Below are 16,981 nucleotides of genomic sequence, written 5' to 3' on the forward strand. Positions count from 1 at the left end.
CGATTATGGCATTTATCCGGGTTTCATCCCCCCACCTGCACCGCCCGCTAAGCACCCGTAAGGTGATGCAGACCGTTATTCTGGCAACCCTGCCGGGGCTTGCGACACTGACCTGGCTGTTTGGCTGGGGTTCCATTATCAACGTGCTGGTCGCCTCGGCGTCCGGTCTGTTGTTTGAAGCAATCATCCTTAAGATGCGCCGCCGCAACCCTCTACCGGCCCTGAAAGACAACAGCGCCCTGCTGACCTGTGTGCTGCTCGGTATCGCCCTGCCTCCCCTGGCTCCCTGGTGGCTGGTGGTAACCGGCACCTTTGTGGCCATTGTGATCGCCAAACAGCTATATGGAGGCCTGGGTAATAACCCCTTTAACCCCGCAATGGCCGCCTATGCGCTTCTGCTTATCTCCTTTCCTGTGGAGATGACCCAATGGGTAACACCAGCCTCTCTGCTGGATAACGGTATCTCCCTGGGTCAGAGTATTACAGCTGTCTTTGGTAGTGCTGTTAATGTTCCGGATGCGTTCACCATGGCAACGCCACTGGATGGCTTTAAACATAAGGGGATGCTGATGGCCGATGAGTACTGGCGTCAGAGCAACTTCCTGCCGGAAAAAATCTGGCAAGCCTGGGCCACAGCCTCTATCGCATTTATGCTGGGTGGCCTCTACCTGCTCTGGAAGCGAATATTCACCTGGCACATTCCCGTTGCGATGCTAGGTACTCTAACCGTTTTATCTCTGTTATTTTACGGTGCAGATGCCAGCAATTATGCCTCGCCATACGTACACCTGCTTTCTGGTGCAACCCTGTTTGGTGCTTTCTTTATTGCAACAGACCCGGTAACCGCAGCCACCAGTAACAAGGGAAAAATCTGGTTTGGTATCGGTATAGGTGTGCTCATCTATGTGATCCGCACCTGGGGCAGTTACCCGGATGCCGTCGCTTTCTCAGTGCTGCTGATGAATTTTGCCGCCCCCTTTATCGACTACTACACCCAGCCCCGCAGCTTTGGCCATAACAAAGCCCGCAAAGGCATTAAGAACGAGAAGTAAGGATATCGCATGCCACAGAAAGCACCTGAACCTCAGAAATCAGACGCTCAAAATGAAGAGCCCGCAGCAGAAACCACTCTGCTGCAGTCGGTAGTTCGCAGCAGTATCGGTCTGGGTATCTTTGCCATCGTGACTGCCGGGGTTATCGCGGTCACACAGATCAGTACCCAGGAAAGCATCGCCGAGAATATCCGTCAGTCCCAGACCCGTAGCCTGTATGAGATTCTGCCGGCAGATCAGATTGATAACGACCTGCTGAGCGATACCCTGACACTGGAGGCCAGCCCGATTCTGGGCAACAAGGAGCCTCTACAGATATATGTCGGCCGTAAAGCCGGTACAACCGTGGCCCTGCTATTTCCGGTATCCAACCCCAACGGCTATAGCGGTAATATCGATATGTTGGTGGGTGTTAAACGCAACGGCGAGCTGGCCGGTGTACGTGTGCTGAACCATAAGGAAACACCGGGACTGGGTGATAAAGTTGAAACGGCTAAATCCGACTGGATTCTGGGTTTTACCGGCATGTCCCTGGAGAACCCGGGGCCGGATGCCTGGAAAGTGAAGAAAGATGGCGGCCAGATCGACCAGTTTACCGGTGCAACGATCACCCCCCGTGCAGTTGTGAATCAGACCCGTGCAGTACTGGAATACTTTGCCAAACATAAAGACCGTTTGCTGGAAACCACTCCGGCCAACACTGAAATTCTGCAGGAAACTGCTGGTCATCAACAGTAAGCGGCCTTCGCTTAAACCAGGCAGTACAGCCCTGAATTGAGAGTCAAAACCATGAGCGCAACAAAAAGCTATCAGGAGATCACCGCTGACGGTCTCTGGAATAACAACCCGGCACTGGTTCAGCTGTTGGGACTATGCCCTCTGCTGGCGGTCACCGGTTCTGTGGTGAACGCTTTAGGTCTGGGTATCGCTACCATTCTGGTACTGGTGGGTTCTAACCTTTCGGTCTCTATGATCCGCAACTTTGTACCGGAGCAGGTACGCCTGCCCGCCTTTGTCATGATTATCGCCTCCTTTGTGACCTGTGCGGAACTCCTGATGCAGGCCTTCACCTACGAGCTGTATCTGATTCTGGGTATCTTTATCCCCCTGATCGTCACCAACTGTGTGATTCTGGGCCGGGCTGACGCTTTCGCCAGTAAAAACCCAGTGATACCTGCAGCAACCGATGGTTTCATGATGGGTATCGGTTTCACCGTGGTGCTGGTACTGCTGGGAGCAATGCGTGAGCTACTCGGCCAGGGCACCCTGTTCGAAAATATGCAGCTGCTGTTTGGCCCTATGGCCGCTAACTGGAAGATCGTGGTCTTTGAAGATTACAGCTTCCTGTTTGCTATTCTGCCACCGGGTGCATTCGTCGGTATGGGGTTACTGATCGCACTGAAGAATATCGTTGATGGTCACCTGAAAGCCCGTGCCGAACGCAACAGAGCAGATGAGCCCAAACCAACCGTTGACCGTCGCGTGCGCGTTACAGGGTAAAAGAGTCGGTTAAACGGGGCGTGTTACGGGTTAAAAAGATCAGATGAATAGGTAAACGTTATGCCACAGCTATTTATGGTTTATCTGGGCGGTCGTGCCGGTCAGTGTCATATCGAAGTGCACGATCTGCGTTTTGTGGTGGGCGAGCGTATCGAAGATACCTACCCGGCCCTGATTCAGCAGTGGTACGGCCACAAAAACAACCTGCATCTGGACAGCTATCATATCGTCGACACCGTGCCCGGTGCCGATGGCCGCAGCTATCAGGTCTCCCTTTCTGCCGAGCCGGTTCAGTCTTCAGTTCAGACCGCACTCAAGCTCTACTTCGTTAATCTGGGCGGTTATCAGCCGGATCAGATGGCAGAACAGCACGCCTTCGGGCTCTTTGCCTGTCACGATGATGAAGAAGCCAAGCAGATGGCAAAACGTCACCTGCTGACCACTGCCCGCCATCAGCACAAAGATAATCTGCATGATGTGGATGACTGCCTGCCGGTCTCTCTGCTGGAAAACTGGCATATTCAGCTGACCGCCACCGACAAACCGGTTAAGCCCCTACGCCCGGACTGGTTCGGCTATGAGGTGATCGGCTAAAGCTTCTTTCGCCTGCCAGCACCTTCTTCCATAACCGACCCTGCGTTTACTGCTCCCCTTTTTTGCCCCCCTTTATCCGCTTTCAAAGAGTGTTAAACTGAGGTTTCAGACACAATTTCACCCAGAGTCAGACAAACAAACCCCAGTCATCGTCAAACATCGACAAGGAAGCAAAGATGCCCACCGCCCAACATAAAAAAGCTCACGTCAGAACAACAGACAGCAAAATAGAACGCCAAAAGCTGATTCACCGGGAACTGGAGCGGGTCGACCACCAGGATCCGACTCTCGGTTGCGCCAAGCATATCAAGATGGCCAGCAACCCTTTTGTCTTTCTCCGTGGTTCCGCCCAACTGTTTTATGCTGATCTGGCTAAAGGCAACCTGAAACTCCCGGAAGCCCTGCTAACACCACCACTGACCACCGTGATGGGTGACTGCCATACCTCTAACTTTGGTTTTCTGAGTGAAGAAGGCGCCCATGGCGAAAGCGTGATCTTTGCCCCTAATGATTTTGATGATGCCTGTATCGGCCATGCTGCATGGGATCTGGCGCGCTTCTGTACCAGCCTCGCCCTCTGTGTCGATTTTGCTGAAGGTGCTCTGGCAGGACGTTACGCCTTAGAAGAAGCCCTGGATGATGATCAAGCGGTAAGTGCGGCTCAGCGCCGCACAGCGATGGCCGCATTTCTGGAGCAGTATCTGGCCACCTGTCAGAACTGTGCTGATGATGCCCTAAACCGCAATCAGGTTCTGGATCGCTTTAAAAAGAAACATATCCTGAACGCCCCTTATAAAAAGGCGAAAAAGCGAATCTGGGGCGGGAAAAAATTTATGGAGAAAAGCTCACTGGCGAAAGAGGTGGATCTTAGCAAGCAACCAATGCGCTTTCGTGATCGTCCGGAGCGCTTTAAGCCGCTATCAGCGAATGAAGCCCGCGAACTGATCCATCATTTCGAACCCTATATGGATGACAACATCCTCGATATTACCGAGCGCCTGAATGCCGGCACCGGCTCGGTGAATATGCGGCGCTTTTACTGCCTTGTGGGGCCGGAAACCTTTAGTTCAGAGGATGATCTGGAGCTGTGTCATCTGGTGGAGATCAAGCACCAACGCCATGCCGCCCCGCTGTATCACTTCCCGGAACTGAGCGCTGTTAACCGCCTCAATCCTGCCCACCTGACGGTACATTGCCAACAGCGTATGCAGCGCAAACCGGATCTGGTACTGGATGAAGCCGAATGGCAGGACGGCCACTGGCTGATCCGCTCCCGACACCACGCCAGGGTGGGTATCGATCCTGAGGATATCGTCTTCGGCAAACAGGCCGTGAGCGGTGGCTTTGAACAATACGCCGCCACCTGCGGACAAGCCCTCGCCCTCGCCCATTGTCGCGGCGACCGCCGCTCCACCCATTTTGAACAGGCGATGGCAGCTGTTCTCCCCGATCAGATCGAAGCCTTAATCAACGCCTGTGATGGGTATGCGGAACAGGTGAAAGAAGATTGCCGGTATTTGCAGGGATTGTATCTCGGATAATAACAAACCGGGGCTAAACACGGCCCCAATTACCTTGAAATTTGGATTCTGCAATACCCTTCTGGATAAGGTAGTCGGCTATTAATTTCCACTACCAAATCCATATACCAGTCCAGACACTCGTGCCACTCAGAAGTATCCCCCAAAGGCCGGTTCTTGTATGCATGAATAGCATTTCTTCGATTTTGGATTTTCTCAACAAAATCGATCTGGACTTGATCTAACAGAGCCTTTTTTTTGCAAAAGGTCTTTAATTGTTCAAGCGTCAGTATATCGGCCTGCAAGACCTTTCCTTTTTTTCCTCTTGGTACGAGTTCGTCTTTCAGATAATCCTCTAAATAGACGGATAGATATAACTTCAAAGTCCCTTCAAGCAGAACCCCTAGATTGGACCAGGCTAGAATTAACTCTCCATCATCAAGATGGCTTGATACCCAGTTTTTTAAAACCTTTGAAAGGCTAACTTGCCAATCCAAGCGCGATTTAGACATTAATTCTGAGGCTGAAGGAGGAGCCCACCCATGAGCTTGAGACCAAAAATGGGCTAACTTGGTATTTGCTTCAACGATCTCATCAATTACACCAACAATCCTTTGTAACTTATCCATTCTCACAGCCTTATTATTCAATCTATAAAGTTAACCCACTCAATATTAACAGTCTCTTAGGACTGAAAATAATACTTAATAAAAAAGGCTAATAAACACCGATAAACCCGCTACACTTAGGCGTAAACCCACACCAAGGATTCGGTATGGACAGAGTTTACGCCTTCCCAAAATCAGCCCGTCATTTTCACTGCTTCACGCAGGATTCCTCAATCAAACAACACCCCGCTTATCAGCAGGGCAAAGCCGGTGATGCCGATTCAGCATTGCAGCTGATTAATGATCTTGCGTTTGATTTTCTGCTCTCACTGCAAGGAGAATTCCCCCCCAGATTGCCTTTACGTTGCCCCTTTCGCGCAGGAGGCCACAGGCGACAATGCCTTACCCCTGATGTTATCCTTAACGTGTGCGGAGATACTTGAAGGTACAAGTGAAGATGATATCGTTCAGAAAGAACGCGTTTTTCACACCGGTGCCGATCCTATGGAAAGAATGATCGCCCGCCCCTCCTTTGAAGGACAGGTCCAGCCCGGTCAAAATTATGTTCTGGTGGATGACGTAACCAATATGGGTGGGACATTAGCCGAACTGGCAAATTATATTCAGATCAGTGGCGGTAACGTACTAGGTACAATCGTGCTGGTTAATGCAGGCCGATCAAAAGAATTTCTGGCTCCCAAAAAACATCTTCGTTTACTGGAGGATCGCTACAATGACTCAATCCAAAAACTCTTCGGCATCCACATCTCAGCCTTCACAGCCAACGAAGCCTCTTATCTCGTCGGCTTTAGAACGCTTAACGAGATCCGAAATCGATGCGCTAAGGCAGAAAAAGAAACAATTAACCGCCTCTTATCAAAAGGTCATCAAAGACCGGGTGGCTCAGCATAAAGCAGCGACTCAGGGCTAGACTCCCCTTCCTATTCGCATCGAAACGCCCTTAAGGTTAGCCTTAAGGGCATCTTCATTTACACCGCCGCGATCACCAAACTCACTGCAATCGACCACATCACAAGACAAACAAAGCCATCTAATACCCGCCATGCGATCGGTTTCTGAAACAGAGGGGCCAGCCAGCGCGCCCCAAGGCTGATGCCAAAAAACCAGATAAAGGAGAAGCTGATTGCGCCAAAGGCAAACCAGAAACGCTCTCCTTCCGGGTATTGACCGCCGATACTACCGATCAGCACCACGGTATCCAGATAAGCGTGCGGGTTCAGCAGGGTTACTGCAAGAGTGGTTAACAGCGCCTTCTTCAGGCTGGTTGCGCCTTGACGATCCGCCTCCAGGCTCTGATCTTTTAACGCTGAGCGCAGCGCGCCAAACCCGTACCAGAACAGAAAGGCCGCGCCGCCCCAGCGGGCAGCACTGAGCCAAAGTTCATTCTGGCTGATCAGGGCGCCCATGCCGGCGACACCGAGAGTAATCAGCACCGCATCAAAAAAGCTGCACACACCGGCAATCGGCCAGTGATACTGGCGTTTCAACCCCTGTGATAAGACAAAGGCATTCTGCGCACCGATAGCCATAATAAGACCGGCACTGGTTCCCAATCCCTTAATCAGGGCCCATAGATAAACACTTGCTACCGCACTCATCACACACTCCACAATAATAAACAGGATAACTCTGGGTGGCCTGCCCTGGACACGCCTGAACCCGTTATCCGATGCAGTGCATCTTGCCTCTGGAGCATAATTAAGTAAAACTAATGATTTTAATTGATCATTAAAATATCTAATAAAGCTCACAATAGCCCGCTTAGACTCCAAGGAAAACACCATGAGCTTGTCACTGGACCCGAAACAACTCAGCGCCCTGCATGCGGTGATTGAGGAGCAGAGCTTCGATAAAGCCGCCAAGCGCCTGCATGTCACGCAATCGGCGATCTCTCAGCGCATACGGCAACTGGAGGAGAAACTGGGACAGGCGGTGATGATCCGTAGCACGCCCCTTGTGCTGACGGCGACCGGTCAACGGGTACTGAAGTTTTACCATCAACTATCACTACTGGAGGGTGAATTGAGCCTTAGCCTGAATCAGGCCACAGAGCAGGGCTTCAGCCGTATGCCGGTGGCGGTTAACGCCGACAGTCTCGACACCTGGTTCCCCGGGGCTCTGGCTCCCTTAGTTCATGAGCATCCATGGGTGCTGGATATTAAGATCGATGATCAGGAGCAAACCCATCATCTGTTAAGAACCGGTGAGGTGCTAGGCTGTGTGAGTGCTTCCTCACAGGCGATGCAGGGCTGCGATTGTTTCCCTCTGGGGGTGATGCGTTATCGGGCGCTGGCCACACCGGACTATATCGCCCGCTATTTTCCTGACGGTATCACCGAGTCAGCTGTGGCTGAAGCGCCCGTGGTGGAGTTTAACCATAAGGATGAGCTACAAAATCATTTTCTGCGCTATATCGGACTGGATTCGGTCTCCTACCCAAAACACAGAGTGCCCGCCACCGGCCCCTACTTTCATCTGATTCGTTTAGGCCTTGGCTGGGGGATGGTGCCGGATCAGCAGAGCCAGCCCTATCTTGATCTGAGCAACCAGGAGAGCGCTACGGTGACAGAACTGGCACCGGGACAAACCATTGATGTACCACTTTACTGGCATGTGTGGAATCTGAAATCGGAAAATATCAGGCGGTTGACCCAGGCGGTTATCAAAGGCGCAAAAAAACACCTGACACCAATAGAAGCCTGATACGTCCGCCGCGATCTGTAAACGGCTGAACCCCCGTCAGAAAGAAGAATCCGGCTGTTTCAGAAACTCAAGCTCCTCCGGGGTGGATTCCCGCCCTAGAATGGCATTTCGGTGGGGGTAGCGGCCAAAGCGATCAATGATAGCTTTATGTTTACGTTCAAATTCCAGGTTTTCTTCCAACCCCAGAGCACTGAACACCTCAATAGCAATAACATGCATTTCCGGGTTTTCACTGTGCATCAAAGGCATGTAGACAAACAGGCGCTCCTGCTGGGTAAGAGAACGATCATCTCCGGACTCGATCGCAGCCAGGGTTAGCTGAACAGCTCTGTCATCAACAGCAAAAGCTTCAGGGGAATCCCGGTAGATATTTCTCGAGAACTGATCCAGTACAATAATCTCAGCCAACCGGCCACGGGGCTGGTATCGCCAGTCAGCTAAGCCATACTCTTTCGCTTTATTCAGGGTGGCTTCAAAACGCGTTTTAATCATCTGATCCAACGCGTTATCTTTAATCCACCACTGTTGCGGTGAAAGCTCCTTAAACCAAAACTCAATAACCGGTTGCCACAGCATAGGTCTATCCATCCCTTAGTCCATTACACTCTGACTATAAGAGGCGATCCGGGATATTACCAGCTCATGCTGTTTTGCGTCAGAATTCAAAGCGTTTCTTTAGACGCTATCAATGGGCAGAAGCTTAATACTCGATAGGCACGATATGCTCGGAATAAAGTGTGTATCCCGCCAGCGCCAGATCAGTATCAGCAGCGTCGATGGATAAGCGACCACTCACCCAGATCGCATCTTCCAGTAAGGATTCCGCGATAGGAATCTCAGTCTTCACATAGATAATCTGATTAGAAGGCGGCGGCGGCACATGGATGCAGGCACCGAAGTAGGGAACCAGAAGAAACTCGGTCACACCTTCAGGGGTAATCTCCAGGGGCGCAATATAGCCACCCAAGCGAACCGGCATACCTTCCAGCTTCCCGACAACCGGAGCCGACTGATACGCCTTCTGGAGTTTTTCCATAATTTCGACGATCAGCGGATCATCATCGGTCAACTGAGCGATTTTTTCCGGGTCATACTGATCCAGGATCGCATCTGCCCGAAAACCTTCAGGGATCAGGTCTTCCCAGCTCAGATCCAACAGCTGATCATCTTCATTCCAACGGGATTGCACTAAAGGAGACAACTGGTCAAAATCGGCTGGCTGAGCTCCCCAGGCTGGTGATATACCCAAACCTAACGCAACCATAACCAGCACAGTAACCTTTTGCGCCCACTTCTGACTCAGCTGTCTCACACGTTAACCCTTTCCAATCAATGAGCGGGCTATAATATCAACCCTGTTCAGCGCTTATCAACAACACTAAGAAGATTTAAAGCCTGACTGATAAACCTTCAGCCAGAGAGATCCGGTAAGCCCGCAACCCAGGCCATAGCCCTACCAGCAGACCCGCAACAGCGATAACACACAGGAGCTTCAGCTCAGTCAGACTAAAGCCACTGACCGGCAGCCAGATCCCCCAGATATCATAAATAGCAGGGGCAGCGATCAGCAGTAACAGATAGAAAACACCGGCACCTATCAGCAGGCCCAGCAGAGTCAGAATAAAGGCCTCAGCAACCAGCAAAAGCAATACTTGCATCGGCCTGGCTCCAATAGCCCGCAGAATAGCGATCTCCCGGCGGCGCTCATTGAGCCCGGTCAGAATCACCGACATCAGACCTACCAGGCCGCTGATCACCACAAAACCCGCGACCACGAGCAGTGCATTCTCTGCAACGCCAACCAGCTTCCAAAGTTGTTGCAGGGCCACCGCAGGCATCACCGCTTGTAAGGGCTCACCGATCACTTTTAATCCCTGCCCACCTTCATTAATACGGCGCTGAACTTTGAACAGCTGGGTTTTCTTTTTCACCCCCACCAACAGAGCTGTAATCGCTTTAGGCTGCAGCTGCGCCCTATCCAGTGAAGTATTTTTCCCCTGCTTTTCAGCAAAACGGGTACGAATGTCCCCCAGTGCTGGCTTACCCCAGCCAACGTGAATCGCTTCAATACTTTCAAGACTGGCCAACACAGAGCGATCAACCGGCGTTCCCGTACGCTCCAGGATACCCACCAGGGTAAAGGGCTTATCATCGTGTTCTTTAAAGCTATGTTTCCCCATGCCGTGGGCGATAATCATTCGGTCGCCAACCTTATAGCCCAGCTTTTGTGCAACTTCGGCACCAATGACCGCCTGATAAAGTTGATTAAATCGCTTACCAGAAGCAAACTCCAGCGGTTGCTTACGGCCATACTTATAGTGATCGAAATAGGTCGCATCAGTACCCATCACGCGAAAGCCTTTATGGGAATCCCCTAAAGCCAAAGGCAGCGTCCAAGCCACTTCAGGCATGGCAGCAATCTCCTGTGCCGCCTCCCAACTCATATTGGCACTGGCATTCCCCAACTGAAAGACTGAGTACAGCAACAGCTGAAGATCCCCACTGGGTGCGCCTACAATCAGATCCGTTCCCGAGATGGTCTGGTTAAAGCTGGTTCGGGCCTCAGTACGCACCCGCTCAACGGTCAACAACAATGCAACACTGAACGCAATGGTCAGCACCGACAGAAAAACCGTTAACCGACGGTTAAGCAGGCTTCGGGCCGACAAGCGTACCAGGGTTTTCAGGTTCAGGCTCATGGGTTTGCCCCTTCTACCGCTGAAGGTTCTACGGTGCTAACCGCCTGGTTCAGCGTCGGCAGATGCAGATGGCGATCAAAGTGAGATTTCAGGCTGTCATCATGACTGACAAATACCAGTGAGCTGCCGCTTTGTTCTGTTTCAGCCATCAATAATTGCAAAAACTGGTCCCGACTTTCTCTGTCCAGGGCCGATGTTGGTTCATCCGCTATAATCAGATCCGGTGCGCCGATCAAAGCCCGGGCAACTGCGACACGCTGCTGCTGCCCGATACTCAGATTCATCACAGATTTCGTCCAGAGAGACTCCGGCAACAACAGCCGACTCAGCAAACGTTTTGCCTCATCCAGCGCACTGACCTGAGCCTGCTTCAGATTGGTAACTCGCTGGTGAGAAAAATCACAGGCCAGAGTGACATTATCCAGCACATTCAGATACGGCAGCAGGTTGAATTGCTGGAAGACCAGGCCAATATGATCCGCCCGAAAGTGATCCCGCTTAGCTGCGCTAAGCTTTTCGATCCGTTGTCCAGCGATCTCAACAACCCCCTGCTGAGGCACAACAACACCAGCTAACAGCGATAACAGAGTACTTTTACCACAGCCACTCGGTCCATAAACGAAGAGACGCTCTCCGGCATTCAGCCGGAAAGCGTCAATACTAAGGGCGGGTTTTGCCTGCCCGGGCCAGGCAAAACTCAGCTGTTTCAGATCAATAATCACCTTACCAGTCAAGGCTTCCGTCTCCTTCCCATTCCGTAACCACAACAGTACGCTCAGAAACCGCCTCAATACGCAGCAGTTCAAGATATGGCAGCTGGCTGAACAGCTTCAGCTCAAGTGGTGAAACCGCTTCGCTATCACAGTGGAAGGTATAGCTGGCTTCAACATCAACATGACCGTGGTCGTGGTGCTCGTCATGATCGTGCTCATCGTGGTGTTCGTCATGATCATGCTCATCATGGTGCTCGTCATGATCGTGCTCATCATGGTGCTCGTCGTGATCATGCTCATCGTGGTGCTCGTCATGATCGTGCTCATCGTGGTGCTCGTCATGATCATGCTCATCGTGGTGCTCGTCATGATCATGCTCATCGTGATCTTCGTGGTCATCATGAGCATGATGACGTTCTTTATGTCCTTCAGCATCCAGGAAAGGCAGAGAAACCGTGCGCTCTTCCAGTTCGCAATTGGCAGGTAAACTCAGCCATTTCTCCGGGTGATGAAGTATCTCATCTGCATGATAAAGCGCTTCCTGCTCTTTTTTATTCGTTGGCTCATGCTCATAACCGATCACACTATCAGCAGCTGCTGTAAAACTGATGCTAATCTCATGCCCTTCCTGAGCCAGAGCCAGATTAGCGACACCATGCTCATGGGCACTCAGGTCAGCGGCCTTAACAGGGCTCGCCAGTAGCAAGGTAAGTATGGGTAACGCAGTCGTCACAGAAAGAGCCTGCCGGATACGATTCAGGTGTTGATTACAGAAACAATTAAAAGGGACAGAGCGTTTAAAAACAGCAGCAGATTTCATAAATCATCCTTTGTAGGCTACCAGCCAACTTGCAAGCAAGAGTATAAAATTTAGTCCCTGAGCCGACAATTCACTCAGAACACCTTTTAAAAAGACTGACGTTATAAAACAAAATTTGAAATGTTACAACATAACACCCCGGCTGAATATCCCGCTTATCTTTTAGAAACCACGCTCTTATTTGTGGTCAGGACACCCCCTTGTGCCTTGGCTTTAATTGATACAGCTGAAATAATACCGGCATAACAAAGAGCAGCAAACGACGACCTGCTGGCATCTATGCTCCCAACGCTTTCAGAAACCTCATTTCTTTTCGAGAACAGTCGTTACTATGAACGCCGAAAAACGCTACGAGATTTTTTCCCGTCTACGGGATAACAACCCGCACCCGACGACAGAGCTGAACTATACCTCCCCTTTCGAGCTGTTAATCGCAGTACTTCTCTCCGCACAGGCCACGGATGTCGGAGTCAACAAAGCAACAGCCAAACTTTATCCCGTAGCCAATACCCCCCAGGCGATTTACGACCTGGGGGTCGATGGCCTGAAGGAGTACATCAAAACCATCGGCCTGTTTAACAGTAAGGCTGAAAATACCATTAAGACCTGCCGCATACTGCTGGACAAGCACAACGGCGAGGTACCACAAACCCGAAAGGAGCTGGAGGCGTTGCCCGGTGTTGGCCGGAAAACCGCCAATGTTGTGCTGAATACCGCCTTTGGCCAGCCGACCATCGCCGTGGATACTCACATCTTCCGGGTATCCAACCGTACGGGTATCGCCAAAGGAAAAAATGTCGATGAGGTGGAGCAAAAACTACTGCGCCATGTCCCCAAAGAGTTCAAACTGGATATCCATCACTGGCTTATTCTTCATGGGCGCTACACCTGCGTAGCACGCAAACCACGCTGTGGCTCGTGCCTAATTGAAGATCTGTGTGAGTTTAAAGAGAAAACGGAGATCTGATTCCGTCAAAGTAATAAAGGTGTAACGCAACGCGAGAGCAAACCGTACTTTCGCGTACTTTTTCTGAGCGCTCCCGGAATCACCTTCCTACGCCAACAGATGCTCAGCCTGCCGTTGTTACACGGATGTAATATCCCTGCCCCAGATCAACCCTCTCTTTAAAAAAACCTAATGTCATAAAACCGTCATTTGACCCATACCCGGGACAAATGTATTGTCGTTGTATATACATTGCATATCACCAAGATATCCAATACAAAACAGGCGGGGCTGATGATGCCGTCAGAGAAAAAGAAGAAAAAAAATAGCCAACTGATTATCCGTATTAATCAGCAGGAAAGAGATGCATTTGTTTCTCTTTGCGATGAGCTGGATACCAGTGCCGCCCGTGAAGTTCGCCGTTTTATACGCAGTTTTCTGGCAGAGCATAAAACACCAGATGATCAGGCATCCACCTGAAACACTGAATGCTCTGCAAATTACCGCTCTGGTTTGGAGTGTTTATCACTTGGATCAGTCAGCGTTTTTTCAAAGCCGGTGAGTCTTCACCGGCCTAAATCTGAAAGGAGAAGTACGATGGCTAAGGTAGCTAAAAAAGAAGTTAAAAAAGAGATCAAAGCACGCGAAGCTAAGATCGAAAAACATGAAGGCAAAGTTAAAAAGCTGAAAAAAGCACTGAAAAAAGCTAAGTAAGTTTTTGCCTTGCATAGAAACGGCCTACGGGCCGTTTTTTTATGTCAGGCACCCACCCGTTAACAGCTGACACCCCATCTTCCCCCTCTCTTGCGCATCACTTTATTATGACGGTACAGACGTTCAGCTCGCTCTTTTTGTGCAGCCGTCATTCGATCTTGCTAAACTTGCCCTCCTGTCAACCCCGGCTCTGCCAGATTAAGGCAGCAAAAAAATCTGCAACGCTAACCCTCAAGCTAAATAATGGACGTTTTCGTGAACACGAGTGCCCCGCTTTTACAGCCCCGGAACCTGGGCTCAGGCTATCTGGTAAAAATTTTTGTTTTTTTTCTACTGGGTTGTTCTATCGCAATGTCAGCACATGCTGGTGGAATTGAGCTACAGGATGACCTTAACAATAAGGTCGTTCTGCCACAGCCTGCACAGCGCATTGTCAGCCTGGCACCCAGTGTTACCGAGCTACTGTTTTCTGCCGGAGCAGGGAGTAAAGTCGTAGCGGCAGTGGATTATAGTGACTTCCCCGAAGAGGCTAAAACCCTGCCCAGAGTTGGCGGTTATACCCAACTGGATATTGAGCGCATTCTTGCGCTCCGTCCAGACGTGGTAATCGGCTGGAAGAGTGGCAACCACCCAGCGGCACTGGAGCAGCTGCGCAAACTGAACATACCGGTTTATATTACAGAAACCCGCTTTCTGGATCAGATCCCCACAACCCTTGAACGCTTTGGTCTGATGGCAGGCACACAGGCCCAGGCTCAACAGGAAGCCGAACATTTTCGCAATACACTCCATCGGCTCAAAACACAGTACCAGCATAAGACGCCCGTTCGCGTTTTCTATCAGGTCTGGAATCAACCTCTGATTACCATTAACCGGCAAAACCTGATTAATCAGGTCATTGAAGCCTGCGGTGGTCAAAATGTCTTTGCTGAATTGAATACTATCGCCCCCCGTATTGATGTAGAGGCCGTGCTTAAAGCGAACCCCGATGCAATTGTCGCCAGTGGCATGGGTATTGAACGTCCTGAATGGCTGGACGAATGGCTCAAATGGCCTGCTATTAAGGCGGTAAAAAACCATCAGCTACACTTTATTCCACCCGGGCATATTCAACGTCAGACCGTTCGTGTTTTATTGGGTACTGAGCGTCTTTGCCAGCAACTTGAGCAGACCCGTCACACCATGGACGGCCAACCATGACCCAGGACAGGCCCGGCAAAAACGTCAGCTATAGCCAGCAGCAAAAGCTTAGAGCTCTTTTCTGGCTTGGGGGCTTAGCGCTGGCCTGCATACTGAGCCTTATGCTATCGCTACTGACCGGTAGTATCGATGTGGTCATTGCGGATATCTGGCAGCTGATTCAATACCAGACCGGACTAAGTCACTCACCGGTCAACGCACTATCCGCCACCGTTATAACTGAGCTTCGCCTGCCCCGGTCTCTTTCAGCCCTTGTCGTTGGTGCTGAACTGGCGCTGGCCGGTTGCCTGATGCAGGTACTGCTACGCAACCCCCTGGCTGATCCCTATGTTCTTGGGGTATCCGGCGGGGCTGCGGTGGGGGCTCTGTTCAGTATCATGGCGGGGCTGGGCAGTTTCTGGGTCTCCGGCAGTGCCTTTGTTGGCGCATTAACGAACCTGCTACTGGTTTTTGGCCTGTCCCACGCCAGTGGCGTCTGGTCCCCCTCTCGCCTGCTGCTAACGGGGGTGGTCACCGCCGCCGGCTGGGGAGCCGTTATCAGCTTTATGCTCTCCATTGGTGAAGATAATCAGTTACGCGGAATGCTGTTTTGGCTGATGGGTGACCTGAGTCGCGCCACCCTACCCGGCTGGCACGGGCTATTCCTGCTGATAAGCCTGACGATCAGCGCTCTTTTGGCACGACCACTGAATATGATGCTCAGAGGGGAGTTACAGGCTAAGGCTCTGGGTGTTGCCGTTTATCCTCTGCAGATCACCCTGTACTTACTGGCATCGGTATTAACCGCATCTGCGGTTACCCAGGCCGGAAGTGTTGGCTTTCTGGGTCTGGTTGTCCCCCATATTCTACGCCTCAGCATCGGTTCCGATCACCGCCTGCTGTTACCGGCAACAGCTCTGGCAGGCGCTTGTCTTCTGCTACTGGCAGATACCCTTGCCCGTACGCTAATCGCCCCGCAGCAGCTACCTGTGGGGGTTATCACCGCCTTTATCGGAGTACCGGTTTTCCTCTGGGTACTGCAGAAAAGCAATCGGGGGACAATATGAACTGCGACAAGATATTACCGAATAGAGAAAATCCACCACCCTTGCTGGCAAGTCATAACCTGACCGTAAGTATTGGCGGAAAAACCCTGTGCCGTAACTGGCAGCTACAACTCAAAAGTGGTGAAATCTGGGGCATTCTAGGGGGAAATGGCGCAGGAAAAACAACGCTGCTGCATACTCTGGCAGGGTTACGGAAAGCAGATCAGGGTGAAGTTCTGCTGCAGAACAGGCCTCTAGAAAGATTAAAAGACCGTGAAAGAGCGCAACAGCTTGGCTTCTTGCTACAGGATGACAGCACAGCCTTTCCGGCCACGGTGCTTGAAACCGCACTCCAGGGACGACATCCTCATATGGGGCACTTCAGTTGGGAGAGTTCAGAAGATGAAGCCATCGCAATGGCAGCGCTGAAGCAGGTTGGCCTTACCGATTACTGTCAGCGCAATATCGATCAACTCTCCGGTGGTGAGCGTCAGCGACTCAAAATCGCAACACTCCTGGTGCAACAGCCTAAGGTTTGGCTACTGGATGAACCCGCTAATCACCTGGACCTGCACCATCAGGTCAGCCTGCTGGAGCAGCTGATCGGTTCGGTAAAAGCTCACTCCGGGACACTATTGATGAGCTTGCATGACCTGAACCTGGCCCAGCGCTTCTGCGACAAGCTGATTCTGCTCTTCCCAGCGGATGAAAAAGGTAACGGGCCGGAAGTAGGCGATAAAGTAGAGCTACTGACAGAAGAGAATCTCCAGCGCCTCTATCAGCACCCCATCCGCCGTCTGACAACAGAAGCCGGGCCCGTATTTATTCCGGCCTGACACTCTGCACTCTGATCAACAGGTAACCCT

The 16,981-nt window shown here is 51.3% G+C and carries 19 protein-coding genes; 12 read left to right on the top strand and 7 right to left on the bottom strand.

The features are described from left to right. The first annotated feature begins 5 nt into the window (after nt 1-5). From rsxD to BTA35_RS00795, 5 genes are all read left to right on the top strand, one after another. A complete protein-coding gene (rsxD, locus tag BTA35_RS00775; RefSeq protein ID WP_077242531.1) occupies nt 6-1,052 on the top strand; it encodes an electron transport complex subunit RsxD in 1,047 nt (348 codons plus the stop codon). Between the two features lie 9 nt (nt 1,053-1,061). Continuing rightward, nucleotides 1,062-1,790, top strand: a complete 729-nt coding sequence (gene rsxG / locus BTA35_RS00780; RefSeq protein ID WP_077242532.1) for an electron transport complex subunit RsxG — start codon at nt 1,062-1,064, stop codon at nt 1,788-1,790. A 51-nt stretch (nt 1,791-1,841) separates the two neighbouring features. Continuing rightward, the gene (locus BTA35_RS00785) at nt 1,842-2,552 is read left to right on the top strand and encodes an electron transport complex subunit E (protein ID WP_077242533.1); all 711 of its coding nucleotides are present in this window, start codon (nt 1,842-1,844) and stop codon (nt 2,550-2,552) included. 60 nt (nt 2,553-2,612) lie between these two features. After that, nucleotides 2,613-3,146, top strand: a complete 534-nt coding sequence (locus BTA35_RS00790) for a DUF1543 domain-containing protein (RefSeq protein WP_077242534.1) — start codon at nt 2,613-2,615, stop codon at nt 3,144-3,146. 176 nt (nt 3,147-3,322) lie between these two features. Next, nucleotides 3,323-4,687 (top strand): DUF2252 family protein, encoded by a 1,365-nt coding sequence (locus tag BTA35_RS00795; RefSeq protein WP_103989634.1) that lies wholly within the window; start codon nt 3,323-3,325, stop codon nt 4,685-4,687. 29 nt (nt 4,688-4,716) lie between these two features. On the opposite strand, the gene BTA35_RS00800 is transcribed toward BTA35_RS00795, so the two are convergent. After that, nucleotides 4,717-5,295 carry a hypothetical protein gene (locus BTA35_RS00800; RefSeq protein ID WP_077242535.1) on the bottom strand — a complete coding sequence of 193 codons (579 nt, stop codon included), beginning with the start codon at nt 5,293-5,295 and terminating at the stop codon, nt 4,717-4,719. A 483-nt stretch (nt 5,296-5,778) separates the two neighbouring features. Here BTA35_RS00800 and BTA35_RS00805 point away from each other — a divergent pair, with 483 nt between their 5' ends. Beyond that, entirely contained in the window at nt 5,779-6,186 is a 408-nt protein-coding gene (locus tag BTA35_RS00805; protein WP_139363600.1) for a phosphoribosyltransferase, read from the top strand. A gap of 77 nt (nt 6,187-6,263) precedes the next feature. Here the strand turns inward: BTA35_RS00805 and BTA35_RS00810 are convergent, their stop codons facing one another. Further along, nucleotides 6,264-6,893 (bottom strand): LysE/ArgO family amino acid transporter, encoded by a 630-nt coding sequence (locus tag BTA35_RS00810; protein WP_077242537.1) that lies wholly within the window; start codon nt 6,891-6,893, stop codon nt 6,264-6,266. Nucleotides 6,894-7,077: 184 nt separating this feature from the next. On the opposite strand from BTA35_RS00810, the gene BTA35_RS00815 reads away from it, so the two are divergent. After that, a complete protein-coding gene (locus BTA35_RS00815; protein ID WP_077242538.1) occupies nt 7,078-7,998 on the top strand; it encodes a LysR family transcriptional regulator ArgP in 921 nt (306 codons plus the stop codon). A gap of 36 nt (nt 7,999-8,034) precedes the next feature. On the opposite strand, the gene BTA35_RS00820 is transcribed toward BTA35_RS00815, so the two are convergent. The 5 genes from BTA35_RS00820 to BTA35_RS00840 all read right to left on the bottom strand — a co-directional run bounded on the left by BTA35_RS00820 (nt 8,035) and on the right by BTA35_RS00840 (nt 12,230). Further along, complete coding sequence (locus tag BTA35_RS00820; protein WP_238377452.1) at nt 8,035-8,586, bottom strand: DUF924 family protein; 552 nt, start codon at nt 8,584-8,586, stop codon at nt 8,035-8,037. Between the two features lie 112 nt (nt 8,587-8,698). Beyond that, nucleotides 8,699-9,310 carry a DUF3299 domain-containing protein gene (locus BTA35_RS00825; protein WP_077242540.1) on the bottom strand — a complete coding sequence of 204 codons (612 nt, stop codon included), beginning with the start codon at nt 9,308-9,310 and terminating at the stop codon, nt 8,699-8,701. A 76-nt stretch (nt 9,311-9,386) separates the two neighbouring features. Beyond that, nucleotides 9,387-10,697 (bottom strand): ABC transporter permease, encoded by a 1,311-nt coding sequence (locus BTA35_RS00830; RefSeq protein WP_077242541.1) that lies wholly within the window; start codon nt 10,695-10,697, stop codon nt 9,387-9,389. After that, nucleotides 10,694-11,431: an ATP-binding cassette domain-containing protein gene (locus BTA35_RS00835; RefSeq protein ID WP_238377453.1), complete on the bottom strand. Its 738-nt coding sequence runs from the start codon at nt 11,429-11,431 to the stop codon at nt 10,694-10,696. Before BTA35_RS00835 ends, BTA35_RS00830 begins: the two co-directional genes overlap by 4 nt. After that, a complete protein-coding gene (locus BTA35_RS00840) occupies nt 11,421-12,230 on the bottom strand; it encodes a ZrgA family zinc uptake protein (RefSeq protein ID WP_077242542.1) in 810 nt (269 codons plus the stop codon). The genes BTA35_RS00835 and BTA35_RS00840 overlap by 11 nt, the downstream gene beginning before the upstream one ends. A 331-nt stretch (nt 12,231-12,561) precedes the next feature. Between BTA35_RS00840 and nth the strand changes: the two genes are divergently transcribed. The 5 genes from nth (at nt 12,562) to BTA35_RS00865 (ending at nt 16,951) form a co-directional block, all read left to right on the top strand. Continuing rightward, the gene (gene nth, locus BTA35_RS00845) at nt 12,562-13,197 is read left to right on the top strand and encodes an endonuclease III (RefSeq protein WP_077242543.1); all 636 of its coding nucleotides are present in this window, start codon (nt 12,562-12,564) and stop codon (nt 13,195-13,197) included. A gap of 276 nt (nt 13,198-13,473) precedes the next feature. Next, on the top strand, nt 13,474-13,656 hold the full coding sequence (locus tag BTA35_RS00850) for a hypothetical protein (RefSeq protein WP_077243332.1): 183 nt from the start codon (nt 13,474-13,476) through the stop codon (nt 13,654-13,656). A 489-nt stretch (nt 13,657-14,145) separates the two neighbouring features. Beyond that, entirely contained in the window at nt 14,146-15,090 is a 945-nt protein-coding gene (locus BTA35_RS00855) for a cobalamin-binding protein (protein ID WP_238377454.1), read from the top strand. Next, nucleotides 15,087-16,136, top strand: a complete 1,050-nt coding sequence (locus tag BTA35_RS00860; RefSeq protein WP_077242545.1) for a FecCD family ABC transporter permease — start codon at nt 15,087-15,089, stop codon at nt 16,134-16,136. The genes BTA35_RS00855 and BTA35_RS00860 overlap by 4 nt, the downstream gene beginning before the upstream one ends. After that, nucleotides 16,133-16,951, top strand: coding sequence for an ABC transporter ATP-binding protein (locus BTA35_RS00865; protein ID WP_077242546.1), 819 nt, complete (start codon nt 16,133-16,135; stop codon nt 16,949-16,951). The genes BTA35_RS00860 and BTA35_RS00865 overlap by 4 nt, the downstream gene beginning before the upstream one ends. Nucleotides 16,952-16,981: the final 30 nt, after the last annotated feature.

It is taken from the genome of Oceanospirillum linum, from assembly GCF_001995095.2.
In the GTDB taxonomy this organism is placed as follows: Bacteria; Pseudomonadota; Gammaproteobacteria; order Pseudomonadales; family Halomonadaceae; genus Oceanospirillum; species Oceanospirillum linum.

Bases quoted from the DNA above. Each gene is read 5' to 3' on its own strand.
- rsxD (WP_077242531.1), top strand. From the start codon at position 6: ATGGCATTTATCCGGGTTTCATCCCCCCACCTGCACCGCCCGCTAAGC.
- rsxG (WP_077242532.1), top strand. From the start codon at position 1,062: ATGCCACAGAAAGCACCTGAACCTCAGAAATCAGACGCTCAAAATGAA.
- BTA35_RS00785 (WP_077242533.1), top strand. From the start codon at position 1,842: ATGAGCGCAACAAAAAGCTATCAGGAGATCACCGCTGACGGTCTCTGG.
- BTA35_RS00790 (WP_077242534.1), top strand. From the start codon at position 2,613: ATGCCACAGCTATTTATGGTTTATCTGGGCGGTCGTGCCGGTCAGTGT.
- BTA35_RS00795 (WP_103989634.1), top strand. From the start codon at position 3,323: ATGCCCACCGCCCAACATAAAAAAGCTCACGTCAGAACAACAGACAGC.
- BTA35_RS00800 (WP_077242535.1), bottom strand. From the start codon at position 5,295: ATGGATAAGTTACAAAGGATTGTTGGTGTAATTGATGAGATCGTTGAA.
- BTA35_RS00805 (WP_139363600.1), top strand. From the start codon at position 5,779: ATGGAAAGAATGATCGCCCGCCCCTCCTTTGAAGGACAGGTCCAGCCC.
- BTA35_RS00810 (WP_077242537.1), bottom strand. From the start codon at position 6,893: ATGAGTGCGGTAGCAAGTGTTTATCTATGGGCCCTGATTAAGGGATTG.
- BTA35_RS00815 (WP_077242538.1), top strand. From the start codon at position 7,078: ATGAGCTTGTCACTGGACCCGAAACAACTCAGCGCCCTGCATGCGGTG.
- BTA35_RS00820 (WP_238377452.1), bottom strand. From the start codon at position 8,586: ATGGATAGACCTATGCTGTGGCAACCGGTTATTGAGTTTTGGTTTAAG.
- BTA35_RS00830 (WP_077242541.1), bottom strand. From the start codon at position 10,697: ATGAGCCTGAACCTGAAAACCCTGGTACGCTTGTCGGCCCGAAGCCTG.
- BTA35_RS00840 (WP_077242542.1), bottom strand. From the start codon at position 12,230: ATGAAATCTGCTGCTGTTTTTAAACGCTCTGTCCCTTTTAATTGTTTC.
- nth (WP_077242543.1), top strand. From the start codon at position 12,562: ATGAACGCCGAAAAACGCTACGAGATTTTTTCCCGTCTACGGGATAAC.
- BTA35_RS00850 (WP_077243332.1), top strand. From the start codon at position 13,474: ATGCCGTCAGAGAAAAAGAAGAAAAAAAATAGCCAACTGATTATCCGT.
- BTA35_RS00860 (WP_077242545.1), top strand. From the start codon at position 15,087: ATGACCCAGGACAGGCCCGGCAAAAACGTCAGCTATAGCCAGCAGCAA.
- BTA35_RS00865 (WP_077242546.1), top strand. From the start codon at position 16,133: ATGAACTGCGACAAGATATTACCGAATAGAGAAAATCCACCACCCTTG.